We start from the raw sequence: 18,963 nt of genomic DNA, 5'->3' as shown, positions 1-18,963 counted from the left end.
CTTTCTGGTGACGTCGTAACTCACCCGGGAAGGAACCCCTTGCTATATCTAGTTTCAACTAGACGAGAATCTACCCCCCCAGCGCTCAGCGTTGTGTAATCCGGGGGCGCTATTCCACTCCCGGGGCGCCCCAGCGCCCCGCCGCGCCCCGACCGCCGCGCCCGAACGCCCCGCCGCGCCCCAGCGCCCCGCCGCGCTCCGACCGTCGCGCCCGCCGCGCTCCGCCCCGCCGCGCCCCGACCGTCGCGCCCGCCCCGCCCCAGCGCCCAGCCCTCACATCGCGGCCCGGATCCGCGCAGCCATTTCCGCCGATGCCACCTCCGCCACGCGCGCCGACAAGCCCTCCAGGTCAACCCGATTGTCGCGGTTGGTCTGAATGGCTACCGCAATGCCGGTCGGCACGTCGTAGACCATGTGCGATCGGAAACCCGGCCAGAGCCCACCGTGGCTGAGCGTCTCGCCGTGGTTGTCCACGAACAGGCCCAGACCGTAGTGAAATGCCGGGTGCTCCGGATTCTGCCAGCCGAGTTCCACCATGCGGCGGAAGCTGTCCGGTGAGACAATCCGGCCTTCGCCGAGGGCCGCCATAAACTCAACCAGCATGGTCGGTGTCGTGACCAATCCGCCTCCGGTCCACTCCGAGCGCGGGTCGAACTTCATGCGTCCGTCTTTCTTGATCGTGCTGCCTCGGCCGGAGTATCCGGTCGCGATGTCCTGCAGCACGGATTCCCGTTGCGCGCGTACCCTGGACAAGCCATGCGGATCGAGAATGCGCTCCTCCAGAAGGGTGTAATACTCATCCCCGGAAGCCTGCTCGATAATCAGGCCCAGCAGCAGATAGCCGATGTCCGTGTAGACATACCCGTCTCCAGGCTCGTGATACGGCTTTCGGTCCAGCCCGAAGCGGATCAGCTCTTCCGGTTCGAAATAGGCGCTGCCGCTACGAACGGCGCGGGACACCATGGCCATGTTGAACCGCATGGTAGCCGGGTAGTCGCCAATTCCCGAGCTATGGGAAAGGAGATGGTGGATCCGGATCTCATCTGCATTCGGAAGTCGATCAAACCAGTCCCGGTCTCCGATCCACTTCGAAGCGTGATCCCGAAGACTGAGCGTGCCGTCCTCCACCAACAGCATGGTCAGGGCTGCGACGAAGGTCTTCCCGGTACTTCCGCCCGGCATGCCGATCAGATCATCCAGCGGCTGGCCGGTCTGTTTGTCGGCCACCCCCACCGCGCCGGTTACGACCCGGCCGTCCGGCAGGCGAATCGCCGCCCGCAATCCCGGCACCCCCGTCTCGTCAAGCGCTGCCGACAAGACACGCTCGAGCTCGGCACTCGACTGCGCGAGTGCCGGCGGAGCGCACAGGAGCACCGCCAGAAGGACGAACCTAGCCCTGCGTTGCATGCCACGCCTCGAGCAGCTCCCGCTCCCTCGCTGCCGAAAAGCCCGGCCTCCGGTCCTCCGGCCAGGCGTCGAACGTTTGCCAGTACCAGTCCAACGTCGATTTGGCCGTGTCTGCCACGGTACGGTGGTTCAGACCGTGGGCCCGGGCCTTCGATCCGTCAATGGAAAACGCGCCCTCCCCGCCGACAATGCCTCCATAGGAGGGCGGTCCCCAGTTGTTGCGCGTCGGCCACCAGATGGGAATGTCGGTCCAGGGTTTGGCATCGTGCTCCAGCAGGAAATCCGCGTCGACCCAAGTGAATTTCACATCGGCCGGCGTCACGGCCCGCATGCCATACAGCCATTCCGCCCATGTCATCACGGGCCCGACCGCACTGAACTGACCAAAGACCTGGTTTTCGGCGATGTGGATGTACCACTCGGCCAGATCGCGCGCATCAGTCAGCTGCATGTAATCATCCGGTGATCCGGGAGCCAGCACCTCACCGCCCCGATTGATGCGCACCACCCAATAGGTCATCAGGTGATTGTTGTCGCCAGGACCGACGATCCAGCCCGGACGCACCTGGGTCGAGTTGTTCGGATAGATCTCCCGGACGATGCGCTCGCAGTCGGCCTTCAACTGCCCGTAGAATCGACGGGGGTCGTCCGGCCGGTCGGGATCCGCCGGATGCAGGGGATAGGAGTCGTCGAAGAACGGGGTATTGAAATCCCGATACGCATCGATGGTGGAGGTGAACAGGTAGTGATCCACCGAGTCTCTCAGAGCCTCCGCCGACATGCGCACGTGAGACTTGTAGTAGCCGCTGTTGTCGATCACAACATCCCAGGACCGGCCTTCCAGCGCCTCCAACTGGCCATTGCGGTCTCCTACCAGCTTCTCCACCCCCGGGAAGAGATGGGTGTTCGTACGCCCACGGTTGAAAAGCGTCACGGTATGCCCGCGGTCGATCGCCGTCTGGACCATGTGCGGTCCGATGAAGCCGGTGCCGCCGAGGATCAGGATGCGCATCGAGCGGCGCCGGGCCGCTTTGGCCACCATCCCCGGCGCAGCCATGAGCGCCGATCCTCCGAGCAATGCCGATCCAAGGAAACGCCTGCGGTCAATGGTCATGGGAGCTCTCGAGAGTTTGACACTCAAAAGATAGGAGGACGAGGCAACGGCGCCCGGGTTACATGCACGGCTGACGGGACGCGGCGGCAACGACCACCCTCGCCAAGCCTCCACGAATACCATGCGGCCCTGAAACCGCGCCCAAGACGGACGGTTGGCGCCATTCTCAACCCGAAGCACTCCCCCCATCGCCCGGACCATGTCCCAGGAAAAGCGCCCCTCGTACGACCCGCATGCCATCGAGCAGAAGTGGTACAAGTACTGGGAGTCCCATGACCTCTTCCGCACGAGCCCGAATCCCGACACGGATCCGCACGTGATCGTCATGCCGCCGCCCAACGTGACGGGGCGGCTGCACATGGGGCACGCGCTGCAGGACACGGTGCAGGATGCCATCACGCGCATCCGCCGCATGAAGGGGGATGAGGCGCTGTGGTTGCCGGGCATGGACCACGCCGGCATCGCTACCCAGAACGTCGTCGAGCGCACGCTGAAGAAGGAGACCGGGCAGGATCGGCATGCCCTCGGCCGCGAAAAGTTCGTCGAGAAAGTCTGGGCCTGGAAGGAGGAGTACGGCGGGATCATCCTGCAGCAGAAGCGCCGTCTGGGTGACTCGGCGGACTGGTCCAAGGAGCGCTTCACCATGGACGAAGGCTTCTCGCGCGCGGTGCAGGACGTCTTCGTGCGCCTCTATGAGCAGGACCTGATCTACCGCGGCGAGTACCTCATCAACTGGTGCCCCGTCGACATGACGGCCATCTCGGACGAAGAGGTGGACAACGTCGAGCGGGACGGGCACCTGTGGTACATCCGCTACCCGCTGGCTTCGGGCGATGGGCATATCACGATTGCGACCACGCGTCCCGAGACGATGCTGGGCGACACGGCGATTGCTGTGCATCCGGAGGATGAGCGCTACGCCGGCCTCATCGGACAGAAGGCGGTGCTGCCGCTTGTCGGACGTGAGATTCCCATCATCGCGGACGACTACGTCAAATCAGAGTTTGGCGCGGGCGCGCTGAAGGTGACCCCCGGTCACGACAAGAACGACTTCGAGATCGGTCAGAAGCACGGGCTGGAGATCATCTCGATCATGAACCCGGACTCGACCATCAATGAGCACGGCGGCACCTACGAGGGCATGGACCGCTTCGATGCGCGCAAAAAGATCGTCGAGGACCTGGAAACGGCCGGACTGCTCGAGAAGATCGAGGAGTACCGGACCACCGTGCCGATCTCCAGCCGGTCCAAGGCGGTGATCGAACCGCTGATCAGCCGGCAGTGGTTCGTGCGCATGAAGCCGCTCGCGGAGCCCGCGCTGGAGGCCGTGCGCGACGGCACCATCAAGTTTCATCCGAAGCGCTGGGAGAACGAGTACTTCCGCTGGCTGGAGAACATCCGGGACTGGACCATCAGCCGCCAGCTTTGGTGGGGCCACCGGATTCCAGTCTGGTACTGGCTGGACGTACAGGGCGAGATCGACGAATCGAAAGGATTCAAGGTGTCCGTCGACCAGCCCGAGCCCGGTATGGTGCAGGACGAGGACGTGCTCGACACGTGGTTCAGCTCCTGGCTGTGGCCGTTTGCGACCCTGGGTTGGCCCAACGAGACGGAGGACCTGAAGTACTTCTACCCTGGCTCAGTCCTGGTTTCCGGCTACGACATCCTCTTCTTCTGGATTGCCCGCATGATCATGGCGGGCCTGCATTTCACCGGCGAGCCGCCGTACCGCGACATCTTCATCACGGGGATGATCAAGGACAAGCACGGCCGGTGGATGTCCAAGAGCCTCGGCAACGGCATCGATCCGCTGGAGATGATCGAGCAGTACGGGGCCGATGCGGTTCGATTCTCCCTGACCATCCTCTGCGCGCAGGGGCAGGACATCAAACTGGATCCGACGCGCTTCGAAATGGGGCGCAACTTTGCGAACAAGATCTGGAACGCGTTCAACGTGTTCGGGCAGTTCCGTGAGGAGGGGCAGACCTACGCCCGGAGCCGCTCCTTTGAGGACCTGTCGCTGGTCGAGCGCTGGATGGTGAGCCGCGTCAATCAGACCATTGCCGCCGTCGAGGAAGACCTGGAGCGCTATCGCCTGAATGAAGCGCTGACTCGCATCTACACCCTGTTCTGGGGCGACTACTGCGATTGGTTCCTGGAGCTGGTAAAGCCGCCGTATGGGGAGCAGATGGACCGCGGCGCGATCGCGCTGGCCAGCGATCTCTTCGATACGATGCTGCACCTCCTGCACCCCTTCATGCCGTTCATCACGGAGGATCTGTGGTGGCAGCTGCGCGGACGGGAGGACGGCGAGAGCCTCATGCACCAGGCGTGGCCGCAGGCCGATACAGCCGAGGTCGACGGCGCCGCGGTGGAGACATTCGCGCTCATCCAGGAGATGATCTCGGGCATGCGCAACGTCAAGTCGCGGTACGGCGTCGGGCCGGGCAAGGAAATCGCCGCGACGATAAGCGTCGACAACCAGGCCCTTGCAACCGAGCTCGAAGCCAACGCCGACTACTTCACGAAGCTTGCCCGCGTCAGCGACCTTACGGTTGGTGTGGGCATGGATCGGCCAAAGGCATCGGCCGCGTTTGTCGTCGGCGCGCATCAGGTCTACGTGCCCCTGGCCGGCATGGTGGATCTGGATGCCGAGCGGGACCGGCTGCGCAAGGAAATCGAGCAGAAAGAGAAGTTTCTGGCCGGCGTGACCCGCAAGCTTCAGAACGAGCAGTTCGTTTCGAAGGCTCCTCCCGCCGTGGTTGAGAAAGAGCGCCAGAAGGCCTCCGATGCGAGGGTGGAGGTCGAGAAACTTCAGGCGACTCTGGCTGAGCTGGGCTAGCAGTCGCGGGACCTGCACGGGGGAGTTCCCCATCCGCTGTGGGGCGCGGTTGCGTTCTCGGCGGCATCACCTATTCTGTCGGCCATGCGTTATCTCCTGCTTTGCCTTCTGCTGGTCCCCGCCGTTGCCGTCTCCGGACAGGCGCGCACGGATTCGGTACAGGTTCTGACCGAAATCGAGCTCCGGGACGGCTCCAGGTTCGTCGGCTCGGTCACCTCAGAAGACGATGAGGTGGTCATGCTCCGCACGCTGGGAGGCTCGGAAGTCCGAATCCTGAAGTCGGAAATCGCCTCGCGAAGACGTATCAGCGGCCGGGTCGACGATGGAGAACTGCGCAGATTCGACCCCCATGGATCGCGCCTATTCTTCGGTCCGACCGGGCGAAGTCTCGAGAAGTCGGAGGGCTATCTGGCGGCCTACTACGTCTTTTTCGGGTTTGCAGCCTATGGTATCACGGATCGCTTCACCATGGCCGGCGGCACCCTGCTCATGCCACAGGCCTTTGGCGATGTGGTCTGGGTCGCCCCAAGGTTGGGCATCTCCAATTCAGGGCGCACGCAAAGCAGTATCGGGGTGCTGGCCGGCTTTGGAGACGGCGGGGGAGCGGGCGTGATGTACGGTGCCTGGACCCGCGGTGCCCCCGACAAGGCGTTCACTGTCGGCGCCGGGCTCGGCTTCGCAGACGGTGAGGTAGATGCCAACCCTGTCGTCCTCCTGGGCCTGGAGCGTGTAACCAGCCGGCGGACCAAACTCATGGTCGAATCCTATCTCGTCCCGACGCTGGCGGCTGGCGCGGTGGTTATCGCAGGCGTGCGCTTCTTCGGCTCCGGACTGGCGGCTGATCTCGGATTGGTGGGCGTTGTGGGCGAGGATGCCGACTTTCCGGCCATTCCGTGGCTCAGCTTCGCCTATCACTTCGGGAAGTGAACATTCTCGGCCTTTCCTGCTGGTATCACGACGCCGCGGCCTGCCTGGTGCAGGATGGCCGCATCACAGCGGCTGCCCAGGAGGAACGGTTTACCCGGCGCAAGCACGATCCGTCTTTCCCATCCCACGCGATCGCGTACTGCCTGGGTGAGGCAGGGATCGAAATGGGCGATGTGGATGCGGTGGCTTTCTACGACAAGCCTTTCCTGACCTTTGAGCGGCTCCTGGAGACGTACGTAAGTTTCGCACCACGCGGCCTGCGTTCGTTCCTGGAATCCATGCCCATCTGGCTGCGGCGCAAATTGTGGATTCCGGAGCTCATCGAAAAGGAGCTCGACTACTCAGGGCAGATCCTCTACCCCGAGCACCACCTCAGCCACGCCGCCAGCGCGTTTCTTCCCTCTCCGTTTGCCGAGGCCGCGGTAGTCACGACCGATGGGGTCGGCGAATGGACCACCACGTCCATGGGGCTGGGGCGCGGCAACAGTCTCACGCTCAGCAAGGAGCTGCATTTTCCGCACTCGCTGGGCCTGCTCTACTCGGCGTTCACCTACTTCTGCGGGTTCCGGGTCAACTCCGGCGAATACAAGCTCATGGGGCTCGCTCCCTACGGCGAGCCGAGCTACGTGAAGGCTATTAGGGATCACCTGATCGACCTCCGGGACGATGGGTCCTTCCGCCTGAACATGGACCATTTCACGTTCGCGACCGGGTTGACCATGACCGGGCGGTCGTTCGAGCGACTTTTCGACGGGCCGCGACGCGATCCCGAGTCGCCGCTGACCCGCCGGGAGATGGATCTCGCGCGTAGCGTGCAGGTGGTCATCGAGCAGGCCATGCTGCTTCTGGCCGCGGAGGCCCATCGCGAGACCGGCGCTTCGAACCTGTGCCTGGCCGGGGGTGTCGCCCTGAACTGCGTGGCCAACGGTCGCCTGCTGCGCGAGAGCCCGTTCGAACGGCTCTGGATCCAGCCGGCAGCCGGCGATGCTGGGGGAGCGCTGGGTGCGGCGCTGGCGGCCTGGTATCTGCACGGCGGAGCTCCGCGGGAGGACCCTTCAGATGCCATGCAGGGCGCGTATCTCGGCCCCGCCTGGTCAGATTCGGAATTGCGGGCCTTTCTGCAGGAAGAGGACATCCCGTTTCGCCGCATGGAACAGCCTGCGGAGGAGATCGCCGAGGTGCTGGCGTCCGGCAAGGTGGTAGGCCGGTTTGACGGCCGCATGGAGTTCGGACCCCGCGCGCTCGGAAACAGATCCATCCTGGCGGACCCGCGCGGTCGGGAGGTGCAACGACGCGTGAACCTGAAAATCAAGTTCCGTGAGAGCTTTCGGCCGTTTGCGCCGAGCGTGCTCGCTGAGCGCACGGCGCAGGAATTCGACCTCGAGGCCGAGAGTCCCTACATGCTGCTGGTGTGCGATGTCCGGGATGCCCGCATTGAAGGTGAGGGACTGGACCGGCTGCAGCACATCGATTCACGCATTCCGGCGGTGACCCACGTGGACGGCTCGGCACGCGTGCAAACCGTCAGTGCGCAAAGCAATCCCGGTTACCACGCGCTGTTGCGTGCGTTTGAGCAGAGGACGGGCTGTCCGGTCCTGGTGAATACCAGCTTCAATGTGCGCGGAGAGCCCATCGTATGTACGCCCCAGGATGCCTACCGATGTTTTCGGCACACGCACATGGACGCTCTGGTCCTGGGCCCTTTCCTGGTGACCAAGGAGATGATTCCCGAGGCCGACGCCGAGCTTATGGATGCAGAGCAGGTAGCCGCGGCTTTTGGGCTGGACTGAGCGGTCGGTCGAATTCATCCCACCCGGAGCGCGAAATCGGCCTTTTCGCACGTATCCTTGAAGGACGAAGCATGCCCGGACGGCATTCACGGACTCATGGCAGCAAACGAACAGACACAGAGCATCGAGCGGTACCAGGACGCCGACCTCGAACGCTACCGCGACGAGCGCATGGAGCGGTACGAGGAAGACGATCGGTACTACGGGGATCGGCTTCTGGAGGAGGTCTATCGTCCTCCGGCACTCGTAACCCTGGTATTCGTACTGACCATGCTCGCCATCTATTTCATGGGCCGTTCGCTGTACGATGTCTTCCCAACGCTTGCAGCCTGATGCCGCGACGCTTGAAGGCGACGAGCGCACGCTCAGCGTAGACGAAATCCTGTCGATCCTCTGGCGGGGACTGGCCCCGCTGACTCTGGCCACGCTGGGCCTTCACTTGGTCATCTGGGGATGGCCTCACGCGAGCGCGGATGCCTGGGCGCAGGCCGGTTTGTGGCTGCTGGTTGCCTACGTGGTTGCGATTGTGGTGCACGAATTGCTTCACATTCTGCCCATGCTCGCCGCCGGCGTCCGGTTGGGCGAGCTGCACTTCGGGGTGCGCTGGCGCGACGGTGTGGTGTTCGTGCACGGGGACCGTCCGGTGACGGCGCGCTGGTATCGCTTCATTCTCGCGCTGCCCGGTTTCGTGCTGGGAGTCGCGCCCGTGCTCTACGGCATCTCGACCAACCATGCGTTTGCGACCATGTTCGGGTACCTCATGCTGGTGTCGGCCGTTGGCGATTGGGCCATCCTGCGACTGATTCGAGACGTGCCGTCGGATGCGCTGATCATCGATCACTCGGAAGAAGTCGGGTGCATTGTGCTGCCCTGAGACGGTAGCACTTTGGCAAGCCGGGACCAGCCGTTACCTTGCCGGTCTGAGCACCTCCCAGCGCACCCATGTACTCGCGACGCGCCTTCCTGGGCGCGGTGGGGAGACCGGCCGCAGCTGCCGTCGCCACCGCCGCCCTGAATCCAGCCGGCATCCCGGCCCTTCTCGAAACCCTGAACGCCTGGCCGGGCACGCCCGAGGAACTGGCCACGGATGAGGAATTCTGGTACCGAATCCAGCAGGCCTGGACGGTGGACCGGTCCCTGGTCAATCTGAACAACGGCGGTGTCAGCCCGGCCCCGGCGGTGGTTCAGGACGCCATGAAGCGGCACCTGGACTATTCCAACAAAGCGCCGGTGTACACCATGTGGCGCATTCTGGAGCCCCAGCGGGAGGGCGTGCGACAGCGCATCGCCCGGGAGTTCGGCGCCGACGGCGAGGAGATTGCACTGACCAGAAACGCGTCGGAGGGCCTACAGATTTGCCAACTGGGCATCGACCTGCGGGCGGGCGATGAGGTGCTGACGACGACCCATGACTATGGGCGCATGATCACGACCTTCCAGCAGCGTGAACGCCGCGAAGGCATCAAGCTGGTACAATTTCCGCTGCCGATCCCGGCTGAAGATGACGACGAGGTGGTGCGGCTGTTTGAAGAGCACATCACGCCGCGCACCAAGGCCATCCTCATGTGCCACATCGTCAATATCACCGGGCAGATCCTGCCCGTGAAGAAAGTCGTGCACATGGCCCGCCGGTACGACATTCCGGTGATTGTGGACGGCGCCCACTCGTTTGCGCACTTCACCTTCAAGCATGAGGACCTGGACTGCGACTACTACGCAACCAGCCTGCACAAATGGCTCTTTGCCCCGCACGGTACCGGCATGCTGTACGTGCGCAAGGACAAGATCCCGGGGCTGTGGCCGATGATGGCCGCGCCCGAAAAGATGGACGGCGATATTCGCAAGTTCGAGGAGATCGGTACCCATCCGGCCGCAAACTACCTGGCCATCGGTGAGGCGCTGACCTTCCACCAGGGTATCGGCGCCGATCGCAAGACCGAACGTCTGCGCTATCTGACCCGCTACTGGGCGGATACGCTGCTAGAGGATCCGCGCGTCACCCTGCAGACCAGCTTGAAGCCGGGCCAGAGTTGTGGCATCGGCGTCGTGGACGTGGACGGCATCGACTGTGCGGCCATCGGTCGTTTTCTTTGGGATCGGCACCGCATCATCGTTACCCCGATCAAGCACGCCGAGTTTGAGGGCAATCGCATTACGCCGAACGTGTACACCACCCTCGAGGAACTGGATCGCTTTGTCGATGCGATGCAGTACCTCCTGAATCATGGCCTGCCCGACAAGTACAAGGCGTAGATGGAACAGTTTGAGGTCGCCGTAGCCGGCGGCGGCATCGTAGGACTATCGACGGCCTATCGCCTGGCGCAGGACGGGCTGGGCCCCATCGTTGTCCTGGAGAAGGAGGACCGACTGGCGGCCCATCAGACCGGCCGCAACTCTGGCGTCATCCATTCGGGCATCTACTACAAACCCGGCTCCCTGAAAGCCAGAAACTGCACGGTCGGGCGTCGAACACTCGTGGAGTTCTGCGAGCGGGAAAACCTGCCGTATGACATGTGCGGCAAGGTCATCGTGGCGGTTACCGAAGACGAGGTAGCGCGACTCAGGGGGATTTTTGAGCGCGGGCAGGCCAATGGGGTCGCCTGTTCCTGGGTTACGGCCGATGGGCTCCGGGAGCACGAACCACACGTGACCGGCCTGGCCGCCGTGCACGTGGAGGATGCCGGAATCACCGACTATGCCGCCGTCTGTACGCGCATTGCGGAAAGGGCTACCGAACTAGGCGTTGAGATCCGCAAGGGCACGGCCGTGCGGGATCTCCGTCAGGAGTCGGGGGGCATGGTGGTCGGCACCAGCCAGGGCGACCTGAAAGCCTCGCTCTTCGTGAACTGCGCGGGACTGCACTCGGACCGCATCGCCCGTATGGGAGGCGTCAACCCCGGGCTGCGCATCGTGCCATTCCGGGGTCACTACCACGAGTTGGCGCCGGAGGCAGAGCACCTCTGCAATACTCTCATTTACCCCGTGCCGAACCCGGCGTACCCCTTTCTGGGCGTGCATTTCACGCGCATGGTCAACGGGGGAGTGGAGTGCGGACCGAACGCTCTGCTGGCGTTTGCCCGGGAAGGGTACCGCATTCCCCAGGTCAACCTGCTCGATATGTGGGACTACCTGCGGTACAGCGGATTCCGCCACCTCATGTCGGAGCATTGGCGGCAGGGCATCCACGAATTGAGTTGCGCCCTCTTCAAGGGACAGTACCTCAAGCAGCTGCAGCGACTGATTCCCGCGGTACGGAAGGAGCACCTGAAGCCGGCGCCGTCAGGCATTCGCGCGCAGGCGGTCATGCCGGATGGCTCCATGGCGGACGACTTCCTCATTCTCGAACGTCCGCATCAGATCCACGTCTGCAACGCTCCGTCTCCGGCCGCCACGGCAGGGCTGCAGATCGGACGCACCATCGCCGATCGGGTCGCGGCGGCGAGGGCGGCCTGAGCGGCTGCAGGCGCGCGTTCAGCGAAGAGGGGAGCCCTGTCGCGCGGAGGGTCCGCCAGGGTAGGCCGCCTCCACCGCGGCTTCCCGCTCATCCAGGCTCTTGGGACCGGACCCGAAGTACCGGATCATGAGAGCAGCGCCGGCCAGGGCGAGATCCCGCATGAAGTTGCCGGTGGCGACCTGATCACCCTCGGCAAAACCCGGCAGGTGCACCATGAGCACGACCGCAATCAGGAAGATGACCAGCAGAAGCGCGCCGGTCCTGGCCCGATAGCCCAGGAGAATCATCAGCCCGCCGGAAACGATCATGAACCCGGTAACGATCACGATCACCGTCGGCGCCGGCAGGTAGGACGGAACGAACTCCGCCATGACGGCGGTCTGCGTGAAGTGGCTCAGCCCGAACATGAGAAAGATGGCCGAATAGAAAACGCGCCCCGCGAGGGGTATGTACTGCATGGCAAGGTGGCTGAGTGCGTGGCACATAGTAGGCGCACGGAGCAACTCCTGACAAGGCACGTGAACGACACGGTTGTAACGGCGGCCGGCCGGTGCAATCAGAGACCCATGCGAGCGATGTGGTTTCTGATTCTGCTGGTGGTGCCGAGCGTCACAGCCCAGCCGCGGCTACCGTTTGGAGAAGACGGGTGGCGCACCGATTGGGGGCGGTCAAGCATTGCCTTCTCCGAGCTGGAAGTGAATGTGCCCCGAGGTGCCATTCCGGCTGTGGATAGTCCCCGATTCATCTCCGCCTCCGCAGCGGGGGAGTGGCTGGCGGACGGCGAGCCCGTGATCCAGATCCGCCTCGGCGCAGAGGCGAGGGCCTACCCGTTGCAAATCCTCACGTGGCATGAGATCGTCAACGACGAGATCGAGGGCCGCGCGATCACGGTCACGTTCTGCCCGCTGTGCTATTCAGCGATTGCATTCTTTCGCACGGTGGACGGAGAGGCGCTCGACTTCGCGGTGTCCGGGATGCTGCGACACTCGGATCTGGTGATGTACGATCGGCAAACCCACTCGTTGTGGCAGCAATTGACCGGCGAGGCCCTGGTCGGAGCCATGACCGGAAGAGTACTGGACCGGGTGCCGGCGCAGATTGTGTCCTTCGCTGAATTCCGGGGCGCGTTTCCTGAGGGGGTCGTGCTGTCGCGGGACACGGGTCACCGCCGCGACTACGGAAAGAACCCGTACGTGGGCTACGATGACGTTGAGCAGCGGCCGTGGCTCTTCAAGGGTGCCGTGGACGACAGGTTGCCGCCGATGGAGAAAGTGGTCGGCGTGGAAATCGGCTCGCGGAGTCGGGCCTACGCGCACGACATCACGCGGAGTCGTCGCGTCATCAATGATGAGCTTGCCGGCGAACCGCTCGTGGTTTTCCACACAGCCGACGGCGCGAGGTCTGCACTCGACGACGAACGCATCGCCCAATCCAGGGTAATCGGATCCACCGGTGTGTTTTCCCGTCGGCTGGGTGATCGGGTGTTGACCTTTCGCCCCGCAGGCGACGAATTCGAGGACCTGGAGACTCGTACCCGATGGAATATCGCCGGCCGCGGCGTCTCAGGGCCGCTGGCGGGCAGCGAGTTGACGCCCCTGACGCATGCGGACGTCTTTGCGTTTGCGTGGTTTGTGATGAAGCCCGAGACCGACCTCTTCCGACTCTGAGAACCGCCTCGATTCGGCCGGTCGCAGGTTGCGTCGGTCGCCGAAAGCCTTCGGCGTGGGCTTGTCTTTTGGCTTCTTCAGCCGATCAAGAGACCAGTCGTGCTGTGTGCGCGGCTCATCGACATCCGACCATGGCGAACGCAGCCCCACATAAACCTCGCGGCCTCCGGCCCGGCATGCAGCCGGTATCGAAGGAAGAACTGCGCCCCACCAGGTCCACGTTGCGTGGCATGTGTCGGGCGTTCGTGGATGAGTTGGCTGGTTCTGAAGGGGTGGACTATGTGGCTCTCTGGGTGCGAGACGGCTATCTGCATCGTGATCCTGGCGAGGGCTACGAACTCGTGAAGGCGGTGCCTGAGGGAAGGACGGCGCGTGTCATCGATGCCGACCACGAAACGGCAGAGTGGGCGCGCTCGGTGGGCGCATTCGGGTGGATGGCCTGCGACCAGCCGCCGTCCGGTTTGCTAAGCAGACGCGGCGCGGCCGGTGTGTTCGTGTTGTTCGCCCAGGAACACCACCTGATTCTCGCACTGAACCTGCGCGATGAAAATGCCGAAGTGGACGGGGTACAGCTAAAGCTGGCGGAGCTATCCAGCAAGCTCACATCTCGATTCGAGTTGATCGAGGATGTACCGGACCTGGGGCCGATCACGGTCGACGTCAAGTTCCTGGAAGCGATGGCCATGGGCGACCCGACGTTTGTTCGCCACATGCTCGACCTGTGCATTACGGAACTCTCCGCAGGCAGCGAGAAGTTGTTTGAGGCCCTGATCCACGAAACAGCGGGCGATGTGGTCTACCACGCCCACAAGCTCCGCTCCACCGCTCGCACAGCCGGCGCCGAACGACTCGATGCGCTGCTGGAGGAGATCGAGCAGGCGGCCGAGCAGGGGGACCTGAGCCGCGTCCGCATGGGTGTGCGCGGGTGCGAAAGGGCGATTTCTGCCATCAACAAGATTCTGGCGGCACGCTGAGGGGCGGCGTCAGGCCGAGTCCCAGAGCAGAGCCCATCGCCCTCCACTGGGAGTCCGGCAGACATGCATGAGACAGGTCCAGCGATGGAATGTTGAGTCCCGTAGAGACCAGGGCAAGCCGGGTGAATCCCAGAGACTCTGCGAAGCGGTTGTGGTCCCGATCTCCGTACTTGCGGTCGCCGACGATCGGGTGGAAGATGTGCTTGAGGTGGCGACGGAGCTGGTGACGTCGGCCCGTGGCGGGCTGTAGCTCGACCAGCGCGTAGCGCGCCGTCTGGTAGCGACCCACAGGGCGGTCTATCTCCGAGATCTGCAGAACCCGGAGGTCGGTGACGGCAGCTTTCGCGGTGTCGGGGCGGCTGTCCAGGTTGTCTCGCGGAGGGCGCAGTGGGTACTCAATGAGCCCATCGGCCGGATGGCCACGCACCAGCGCCAGATAACACTTCCGGGCGCGTCGTTCCTGAAACGCCATGCCGATCTGCGATGCGGCCTCCCGGGACAGCGCAAACAGCATGAGTCCGGCGGTCGGCTTGTCCAGACGGTGGGTGGCATGCACGTAACATCCCAGCGTGTCCCGCAACCATTGAAGCAGAAAAGGGCCGGAATCGGCCCGGTGCTGACGGTGGACCTGCATGCCGGCCGGTTTGTAGACCCACGCAACATGGTCGTCGCTGTGCAAGACCTGCGGCTCACCCACGAATCAAACGTTCACTCATGAAGGCAATCTGGCAGGACACGATCATCGCAGAATCGCACGACACCGAGGTCGTCGAGGGCAATCACTATTTCCCCGAGTCATCGTTAAGGAAAGAGCATTTTGAGCCAAGCACGACCCACACGGCGTGTCCCTGGAAAGGAACGGCAAGCTATATGAATGTCGTGGTCGATGGACAGGTCAACACCGACGCGGCCTGGTATTATCCCGAGCCCAAGCCCGCGGCAGAGCGGATCACCGGGCGGGTCGCATTCTGGAAAGGCGTGAAAGTGGTCCAATAGGCGCGTTAAACGGGGGCGAATTTCAATAATCGGGACGTATTCGTAGTTACCGCTTCCACGTCCTGACTCCGTCCCGTTGGAGACTCTCCGTTCGTCCTGCTCTCATTTTGACGGCCATCGCCTGTGGTTGGGCAAGGCGAAACTCATGTCGCGCGCCATTCTCGTCACGGGGTGGCGCGGGGCGCGCCGGATCCAGGAGCGGGTGGACCTGCATGAGGTGGAGCTCGTCACGCGCAAAAACAACGCGCGCACGGCCAATCTGGTCTTGACCAAGGAGGACGGCGAGGAACACACGCTCAAGGTGACGGCGCCAGGCATCTGGCGTATGCAAATCGACTATCGATTGCGCCGCATCGCGTCAGCGGCCGCGGAGGGGCTCAAGGCGCGCGGGCCCGGAAGCGTCGAGCGATCTGACTTGCCCACCGCAGATGAGGTGGAAATAGCCTCGCAGAGCTCTCGGGAGGAACGGGACTCACTCGACGAGCGGTTCTTCCACGAAGAGCTGGGCGAGTGGCCCAAGTTTGAATCGGAGTCCGCGCCGGGGATCGGCATTGCCCCCATGGAAGTGTCGGAGGGCGATCACAACGATCTGTACGAGGAAGACCTTGAACTCACCAGCGAGCTGGAAGCACTCGAGGGTGGTGAGGTCCTGGTTGAGGATGAGGTAGGCGTCGCGCTGGTCCAGGAGTTTGCGCTGGATACCATGCCGGAGACCGATGCGGTTTCCGAGCAGAGTGTGGGGGAACGCGAGGCTACCGACCTGGAGGTCAAGGTCGAGGCCGAGGCCGAAGTTGTGGTGGAGGCAAGCATTCCGGCCGAGACCCGCGGCGAGGATGAGGCGCCGTCCAGGCGCCCGTCGGAAGAAGTCCTGCATCCGATCGGAGACGATATCGTGTTGGATGAGGCGATGGACGCCACATCTGCGGGCGATGTGGTGCTGGACTGGCTTGAACCCGCCGCCGAGCTCGGGTCGGTGTCTCTGGCGGGTCCGACGGCCGATCACACCGCCAAGGCGGAAGTGGAGCCCAAGGGAGATGTCGAGCCTGATGTCGACGCCGAGCTGGAGATGGTGTCCGAGCCCGATGCTTCGATTGAGATTGTGGTGGAGCCGGATGCTTCGCTGGGAATCGTCGCGGACACGGACATCGAGATCGTGGAAGAACACTCAGGGGTCATCGACCTCGTCGCCGCGATCGAACCGCCTGAGGCCGAGCTGCGCGCCGAGCCGGCCGCGGAGGCCGAGCTGAGCGTCGACGTGTCGCCGGCCGCAGAGGCCGAGCTGCACCCCGAGCCGGCCGCAGAGGCCGAGCTGGACGCCGACCTTTCGCCGGCCGCAGAGGCCGAGCTGCGCGCCGAGCTGGCCGCGGAGGCCGAACTGAGCGCCGAGCCGGCAGCAGAGGCCGAGCCCAGTCCCGAGACCCCATCGTCCGGGGAGATCGGCGAATCCTCCGCCCGCTCGCTGCCGATCGCGGCACGCCCGTTCAGCGTCAGTCGGGTCTACGATCGCGGAGAGCAACCCTCCACAGAAAGCACCCTCGGCATCGGAACTCCCGCGGAAACGGAAGCGGCCATGGCGGTCGATCCCGCCGGGCCGGAACGCGCCGTCGCGCGCCCCCCGGTCGAGCCCGAGCCACGCGCCACGGACCTTCCCGCCGAGCCCCCGGCAGCCACCTCGCCCGCAGCGGACCTTCGCGCCGAGCCCCCGGCAGGCACGCTGCCCGCAACAAACCTCTCCGTCGAGCCCCCGGCAGGCCCATCCCGTCGCCGGCCGATCCGCGATCTCGCAGACCTGCGCCCAATGTCATTGGCGGACCTCATCAAGCAGTCGGAGCCGACCTGGACCCGACTGGCGGAGATGGACTGATCAGTCCTCGTCGTCCGGCGGAGGCGGCGGCGGCGGCGGCGCGTGGGGGTCGAACAGCATGCCGGTGCACAGGCAATGCTTCTTGTTCGTGCGCGTCAGTACATCGTGATTGGGACAACTCTGGCATCCCCGCCAGAACACGTCGTCCTGCGTGAGCTCCGAGAAGGTCACCGGCCGATACCCAAGGTCCGAGTTGATCTTCATGACCGGCAGACTGGTCGTGATCCCGAACAGCTTTGCATCGGGATACCGCTCTCGCGATAGCAGGAACGCTCGCCGCTTGATGCGCCGCGCCAGGCCGTGCCGCCGATAGTCGGGCGATACGATCAGGCCGGAGTTGGCGACGTACCGGGCATGGTCCCAGGTTTCGATGTAGCAAAACCCGGCCAGGTCCTCACCGCAGAGCGCGATTACCGCGTTGCCATTCTGCATCTTGCCGGCGATGTACTCCGGTTGGCGCTTGGCAATACCGGTGCCACGGATCTTGGCGGCGGCCTCAATCAACTCGCAGACCGCTTCGGCGTATCGCACGTCGTGCGAGCCTGCGACCCGGATATCAAACTTGAGCGGTTGGGGAGCGGCTTCTGCCATCGCGCCGGAGCAATAGAACCATCCCTAATTCACGCTGTGAGCGAAAGTTCGGGCCCTGGAAGCGCCTTTTTGCGGTAATTTGGGCCTGAATCCAACTTCCTGTCCATGATTCGTTACCTGACTGCCGGAGAATCCCACGGCGAAGCCCTGCTGGGAATCGTCGAAGGCATGCCGGCGGGTGTGCCGGTAACACCAGAAGCCATCAACGAACATCTCGGGCGTCGCTGGCTTGGTTTTGGACGAGGGGGAAGGGCCAAGTTTGAGCGGGACCGCATCCACATCTATTCCGGCATTCGGTTCGGACTGACGATGGGCTCTCCGGTCTCCATGCGGCTGGACAACGAGGCGTACACCCGCGACAAGTCCGGTTGGCCGGAGGTGATGTCGGTGTCGGGGTCTGGAGACTCCATAGACAAGGTGACCCTGCCGCGACCGGGCCACGCCGACCTGGTTGGCACCCAGAAGTACGGCTTCGACGACATCCGCCCCGTGATCGAGCGCGCCAGCGCCCGGGAGACGGCGATGCGCGTGGCCTGTTGCTCGCTGGCTCGTCTGTTCCTCAAGGGCCTCGGGATCGAGGTCGGCAGCCACGTCGTGCGCATTGGCGAGGTGGGATACCCCGACAGCGGCGCCTGGGCACCTGTGGTGGCCGAACATGGCGACGCGGGCTCGCTGTACCGGGCAGCGGACGAAAGCGAGGTACGCATGCTGGACCCCGATCTGTCGTCGCGGTGCATCGATCACATCAAAGCGGCCAAGAAGGCAGGGGATTCGCTCGGCGGAGCCTATGAGGTTGTCGTCACGGGTCTTCCCGTGGGCCTTGGCTCCTACGTCCACTGGGATCGGCGCCTGGACGGCCAGTTGGCCCAGGCAATCCTGTCCATACAGGCACAGAAGGCCGTTGAGGTCGGCGACGGAATTGCTGCGGCCTCCGAACCCGGATCGAAAATCCACGACCCCATCACGGCCGAAAACGGCGGATACGGCCGAACCCAAAACAGGTCTGGTGGAATCGAGGGGGGGATGACCAACGGGCAGCCCGTGCTCGTCCGCGGGTACATGAAGCCCATTCCGACACTGATCAAGCCACTCGGCACTGTGGACATCGCCAGTGGCGAGTCGCAGCCTACGAGGTATGAGCGTAGCGACGTGACCTCCGTGCCGGCAGCATCGACCGTTGCGGAGGCCACCGTCTCAGTCGTACTGGCAAACGCGGTGCTGCGCAAGTTCGGCGGGGACTCGTTCGATGAGATCCGCGAGCGCGTCGAGGCTGCGCGCTGAGGACCGGACAACAAAAAAACGCCGGCGCCTGGGGGCACCGGCGTTCCTGGTCCCAG

17 protein-coding genes are annotated in these 18,963 nt (G+C 64.0%); 12 read left to right on the top strand and 5 right to left on the bottom strand.

The features are described from left to right. Positions 1 to 273: 273 nt before the first annotated feature. Together JJ896_16245 and JJ896_16240 are read right to left on the bottom strand one after the other, a co-directional pair. Complete coding sequence (locus tag JJ896_16245; protein ID MBO6781207.1) at positions 274 to 1,407, bottom strand: beta-lactamase family protein; 1,134 nt, start codon at positions 1,405 to 1,407, stop codon at positions 274 to 276. Further along, positions 1,391 to 2,521 (bottom strand): NAD-dependent epimerase/dehydratase family protein, encoded by a 1,131-nt coding sequence (locus JJ896_16240; protein ID MBO6781206.1) that lies wholly within the window; start codon positions 2,519 to 2,521, stop codon positions 1,391 to 1,393. Before JJ896_16240 ends, JJ896_16245 begins: the two co-directional genes overlap by 17 nt. A 199-nt stretch (positions 2,522 to 2,720) precedes the next feature. On the opposite strand from JJ896_16240, the gene JJ896_16235 reads away from it, so the two are divergent. The 7 genes from JJ896_16235 to lhgO all read left to right on the top strand — a co-directional run bounded on the left by JJ896_16235 (position 2,721) and on the right by lhgO (position 11,533). After that, positions 2,721 to 5,363 (top strand): valine--tRNA ligase, encoded by a 2,643-nt coding sequence (locus JJ896_16235; protein MBO6781205.1) that lies wholly within the window; start codon positions 2,721 to 2,723, stop codon positions 5,361 to 5,363. 84 nt (positions 5,364 to 5,447) lie between these two features. Then, complete coding sequence (locus JJ896_16230; protein ID MBO6781204.1) at positions 5,448 to 6,290, top strand: hypothetical protein; 843 nt, start codon at positions 5,448 to 5,450, stop codon at positions 6,288 to 6,290. Further along, complete coding sequence (locus tag JJ896_16225; GenBank protein ID MBO6781203.1) at positions 6,257 to 8,080, top strand: carbamoyltransferase; 1,824 nt, start codon at positions 6,257 to 6,259, stop codon at positions 8,078 to 8,080. The genes JJ896_16230 and JJ896_16225 overlap by 34 nt, the downstream gene beginning before the upstream one ends. Before the next feature lie 57 nt (positions 8,081 to 8,137). Next, positions 8,138 to 8,413, top strand: coding sequence for a hypothetical protein (locus tag JJ896_16220; protein ID MBO6781202.1), 276 nt, complete (start codon positions 8,138 to 8,140; stop codon positions 8,411 to 8,413). Continuing rightward, positions 8,388 to 8,954 (top strand): DUF3267 domain-containing protein, encoded by a 567-nt coding sequence (locus JJ896_16215; protein MBO6781201.1) that lies wholly within the window; start codon positions 8,388 to 8,390, stop codon positions 8,952 to 8,954. The genes JJ896_16220 and JJ896_16215 overlap by 26 nt, the downstream gene beginning before the upstream one ends. Positions 8,955 to 9,022: 68 nt before the next feature. Further along, on the top strand, positions 9,023 to 10,333 hold the full coding sequence (locus tag JJ896_16210) for an aminotransferase class V-fold PLP-dependent enzyme (protein ID MBO6781200.1): 1,311 nt from the start codon (positions 9,023 to 9,025) through the stop codon (positions 10,331 to 10,333). Continuing rightward, positions 10,334 to 11,533, top strand: a complete 1,200-nt coding sequence (gene lhgO / locus JJ896_16205; GenBank protein MBO6781199.1) for an L-2-hydroxyglutarate oxidase — start codon at positions 10,334 to 10,336, stop codon at positions 11,531 to 11,533. Between the two features lie 18 nt (positions 11,534 to 11,551). Here lhgO and JJ896_16200 read toward each other — a convergent pair whose 3' ends face one another. Then, on the bottom strand, positions 11,552 to 11,992 hold the full coding sequence (locus JJ896_16200) for a DoxX family protein (GenBank protein ID MBO6781198.1): 441 nt from the start codon (positions 11,990 to 11,992) through the stop codon (positions 11,552 to 11,554). Positions 11,993 to 12,100: 108 nt separating this feature from the next. Here JJ896_16200 and JJ896_16195 point away from each other — a divergent pair, with 108 nt between their 5' ends. Both JJ896_16195 and JJ896_16190 read left to right on the top strand, forming a co-directional pair. Continuing rightward, positions 12,101 to 13,201 (top strand): DUF3179 domain-containing protein, encoded by a 1,101-nt coding sequence (locus JJ896_16195; protein ID MBO6781197.1) that lies wholly within the window; start codon positions 12,101 to 12,103, stop codon positions 13,199 to 13,201. 131 nt (positions 13,202 to 13,332) lie between these two features. Further along, positions 13,333 to 14,175: an Hpt domain-containing protein gene (locus tag JJ896_16190; protein ID MBO6781196.1), complete on the top strand. Its 843-nt coding sequence runs from the start codon at positions 13,333 to 13,335 to the stop codon at positions 14,173 to 14,175. Here the strand turns inward: JJ896_16190 and JJ896_16185 are convergent. Beyond that, on the bottom strand, positions 14,150 to 14,872 hold the full coding sequence (locus tag JJ896_16185) for a hypothetical protein (protein ID MBO6781195.1): 723 nt from the start codon (positions 14,870 to 14,872) through the stop codon (positions 14,150 to 14,152). The genes JJ896_16190 and JJ896_16185 overlap by 26 nt on opposite strands. 17 nt (positions 14,873 to 14,889) lie before the next feature. Between JJ896_16185 and JJ896_16180 the strand changes: the two genes are divergently transcribed. Both JJ896_16180 and JJ896_16175 read left to right on the top strand, forming a co-directional pair. Beyond that, positions 14,890 to 15,171, top strand: a complete 282-nt coding sequence (locus JJ896_16180; GenBank protein ID MBO6781194.1) for a DUF427 domain-containing protein — start codon at positions 14,890 to 14,892, stop codon at positions 15,169 to 15,171. Positions 15,172 to 15,316: 145 nt separating this feature from the next. After that, the gene (locus tag JJ896_16175; protein ID MBO6781193.1) at positions 15,317 to 17,035 is read left to right on the top strand and encodes a hypothetical protein; all 1,719 of its coding nucleotides are present in this window, start codon (positions 15,317 to 15,319) and stop codon (positions 17,033 to 17,035) included. Here JJ896_16175 and JJ896_16170 read toward each other — a convergent pair whose 3' ends face one another. Next, a complete protein-coding gene (locus tag JJ896_16170) occupies positions 17,036 to 17,626 on the bottom strand; it encodes a GNAT family N-acetyltransferase (GenBank protein MBO6781192.1) in 591 nt (196 codons plus the stop codon). 108 nt (positions 17,627 to 17,734) lie between these two features. Here JJ896_16170 and aroC point away from each other — a divergent pair, with 108 nt between their 5' ends. Then, positions 17,735 to 18,907: a chorismate synthase gene (aroC, locus tag JJ896_16165; protein ID MBO6781191.1), complete on the top strand. Its 1,173-nt coding sequence runs from the start codon at positions 17,735 to 17,737 to the stop codon at positions 18,905 to 18,907. The last annotated feature ends 56 nt before the right edge of the window (positions 18,908 to 18,963 follow it).

This window comes from Rhodothermales bacterium (assembly GCA_017643395.1).
GTDB lineage: Bacteria > Bacteroidota > Rhodothermia > Rhodothermales > UBA10348 > JABDJZ01.
This window is presented reverse-complemented; position numbering and strand designations above follow the sequence as displayed.

Excerpts from the sequence above, each read along its gene's own strand:
- JJ896_16245 (MBO6781207.1), bottom strand. The coding sequence starts at position 1,407 with ATGCAACGCAGGGCTAGGTTCGTCCTTCTGGCGGTGCTCCTGTGCGCT.
- JJ896_16240 (MBO6781206.1), bottom strand. The coding sequence starts at position 2,521 with ATGACCATTGACCGCAGGCGTTTCCTTGGATCGGCATTGCTCGGAGGA.
- JJ896_16235 (MBO6781205.1), top strand. The coding sequence starts at position 2,721 with ATGTCCCAGGAAAAGCGCCCCTCGTACGACCCGCATGCCATCGAGCAG.
- JJ896_16230 (MBO6781204.1), top strand. The coding sequence starts at position 5,448 with ATGCGTTATCTCCTGCTTTGCCTTCTGCTGGTCCCCGCCGTTGCCGTC.
- JJ896_16215 (MBO6781201.1), top strand. The coding sequence starts at position 8,388 with ATGTCTTCCCAACGCTTGCAGCCTGATGCCGCGACGCTTGAAGGCGAC.
- JJ896_16210 (MBO6781200.1), top strand. The coding sequence starts at position 9,023 with ATGTACTCGCGACGCGCCTTCCTGGGCGCGGTGGGGAGACCGGCCGCA.
- lhgO (MBO6781199.1), top strand. The coding sequence starts at position 10,334 with ATGGAACAGTTTGAGGTCGCCGTAGCCGGCGGCGGCATCGTAGGACTA.
- JJ896_16200 (MBO6781198.1), bottom strand. The coding sequence starts at position 11,992 with ATGCAGTACATACCCCTCGCGGGGCGCGTTTTCTATTCGGCCATCTTT.
- JJ896_16195 (MBO6781197.1), top strand. The coding sequence starts at position 12,101 with ATGCGAGCGATGTGGTTTCTGATTCTGCTGGTGGTGCCGAGCGTCACA.
- JJ896_16190 (MBO6781196.1), top strand. The coding sequence starts at position 13,333 with ATGGCGAACGCAGCCCCACATAAACCTCGCGGCCTCCGGCCCGGCATG.
- JJ896_16180 (MBO6781194.1), top strand. The coding sequence starts at position 14,890 with ATGAAGGCAATCTGGCAGGACACGATCATCGCAGAATCGCACGACACC.
- JJ896_16175 (MBO6781193.1), top strand. The coding sequence starts at position 15,317 with ATGTCGCGCGCCATTCTCGTCACGGGGTGGCGCGGGGCGCGCCGGATC.
- JJ896_16170 (MBO6781192.1), bottom strand. The coding sequence starts at position 17,626 with ATGGCAGAAGCCGCTCCCCAACCGCTCAAGTTTGATATCCGGGTCGCA.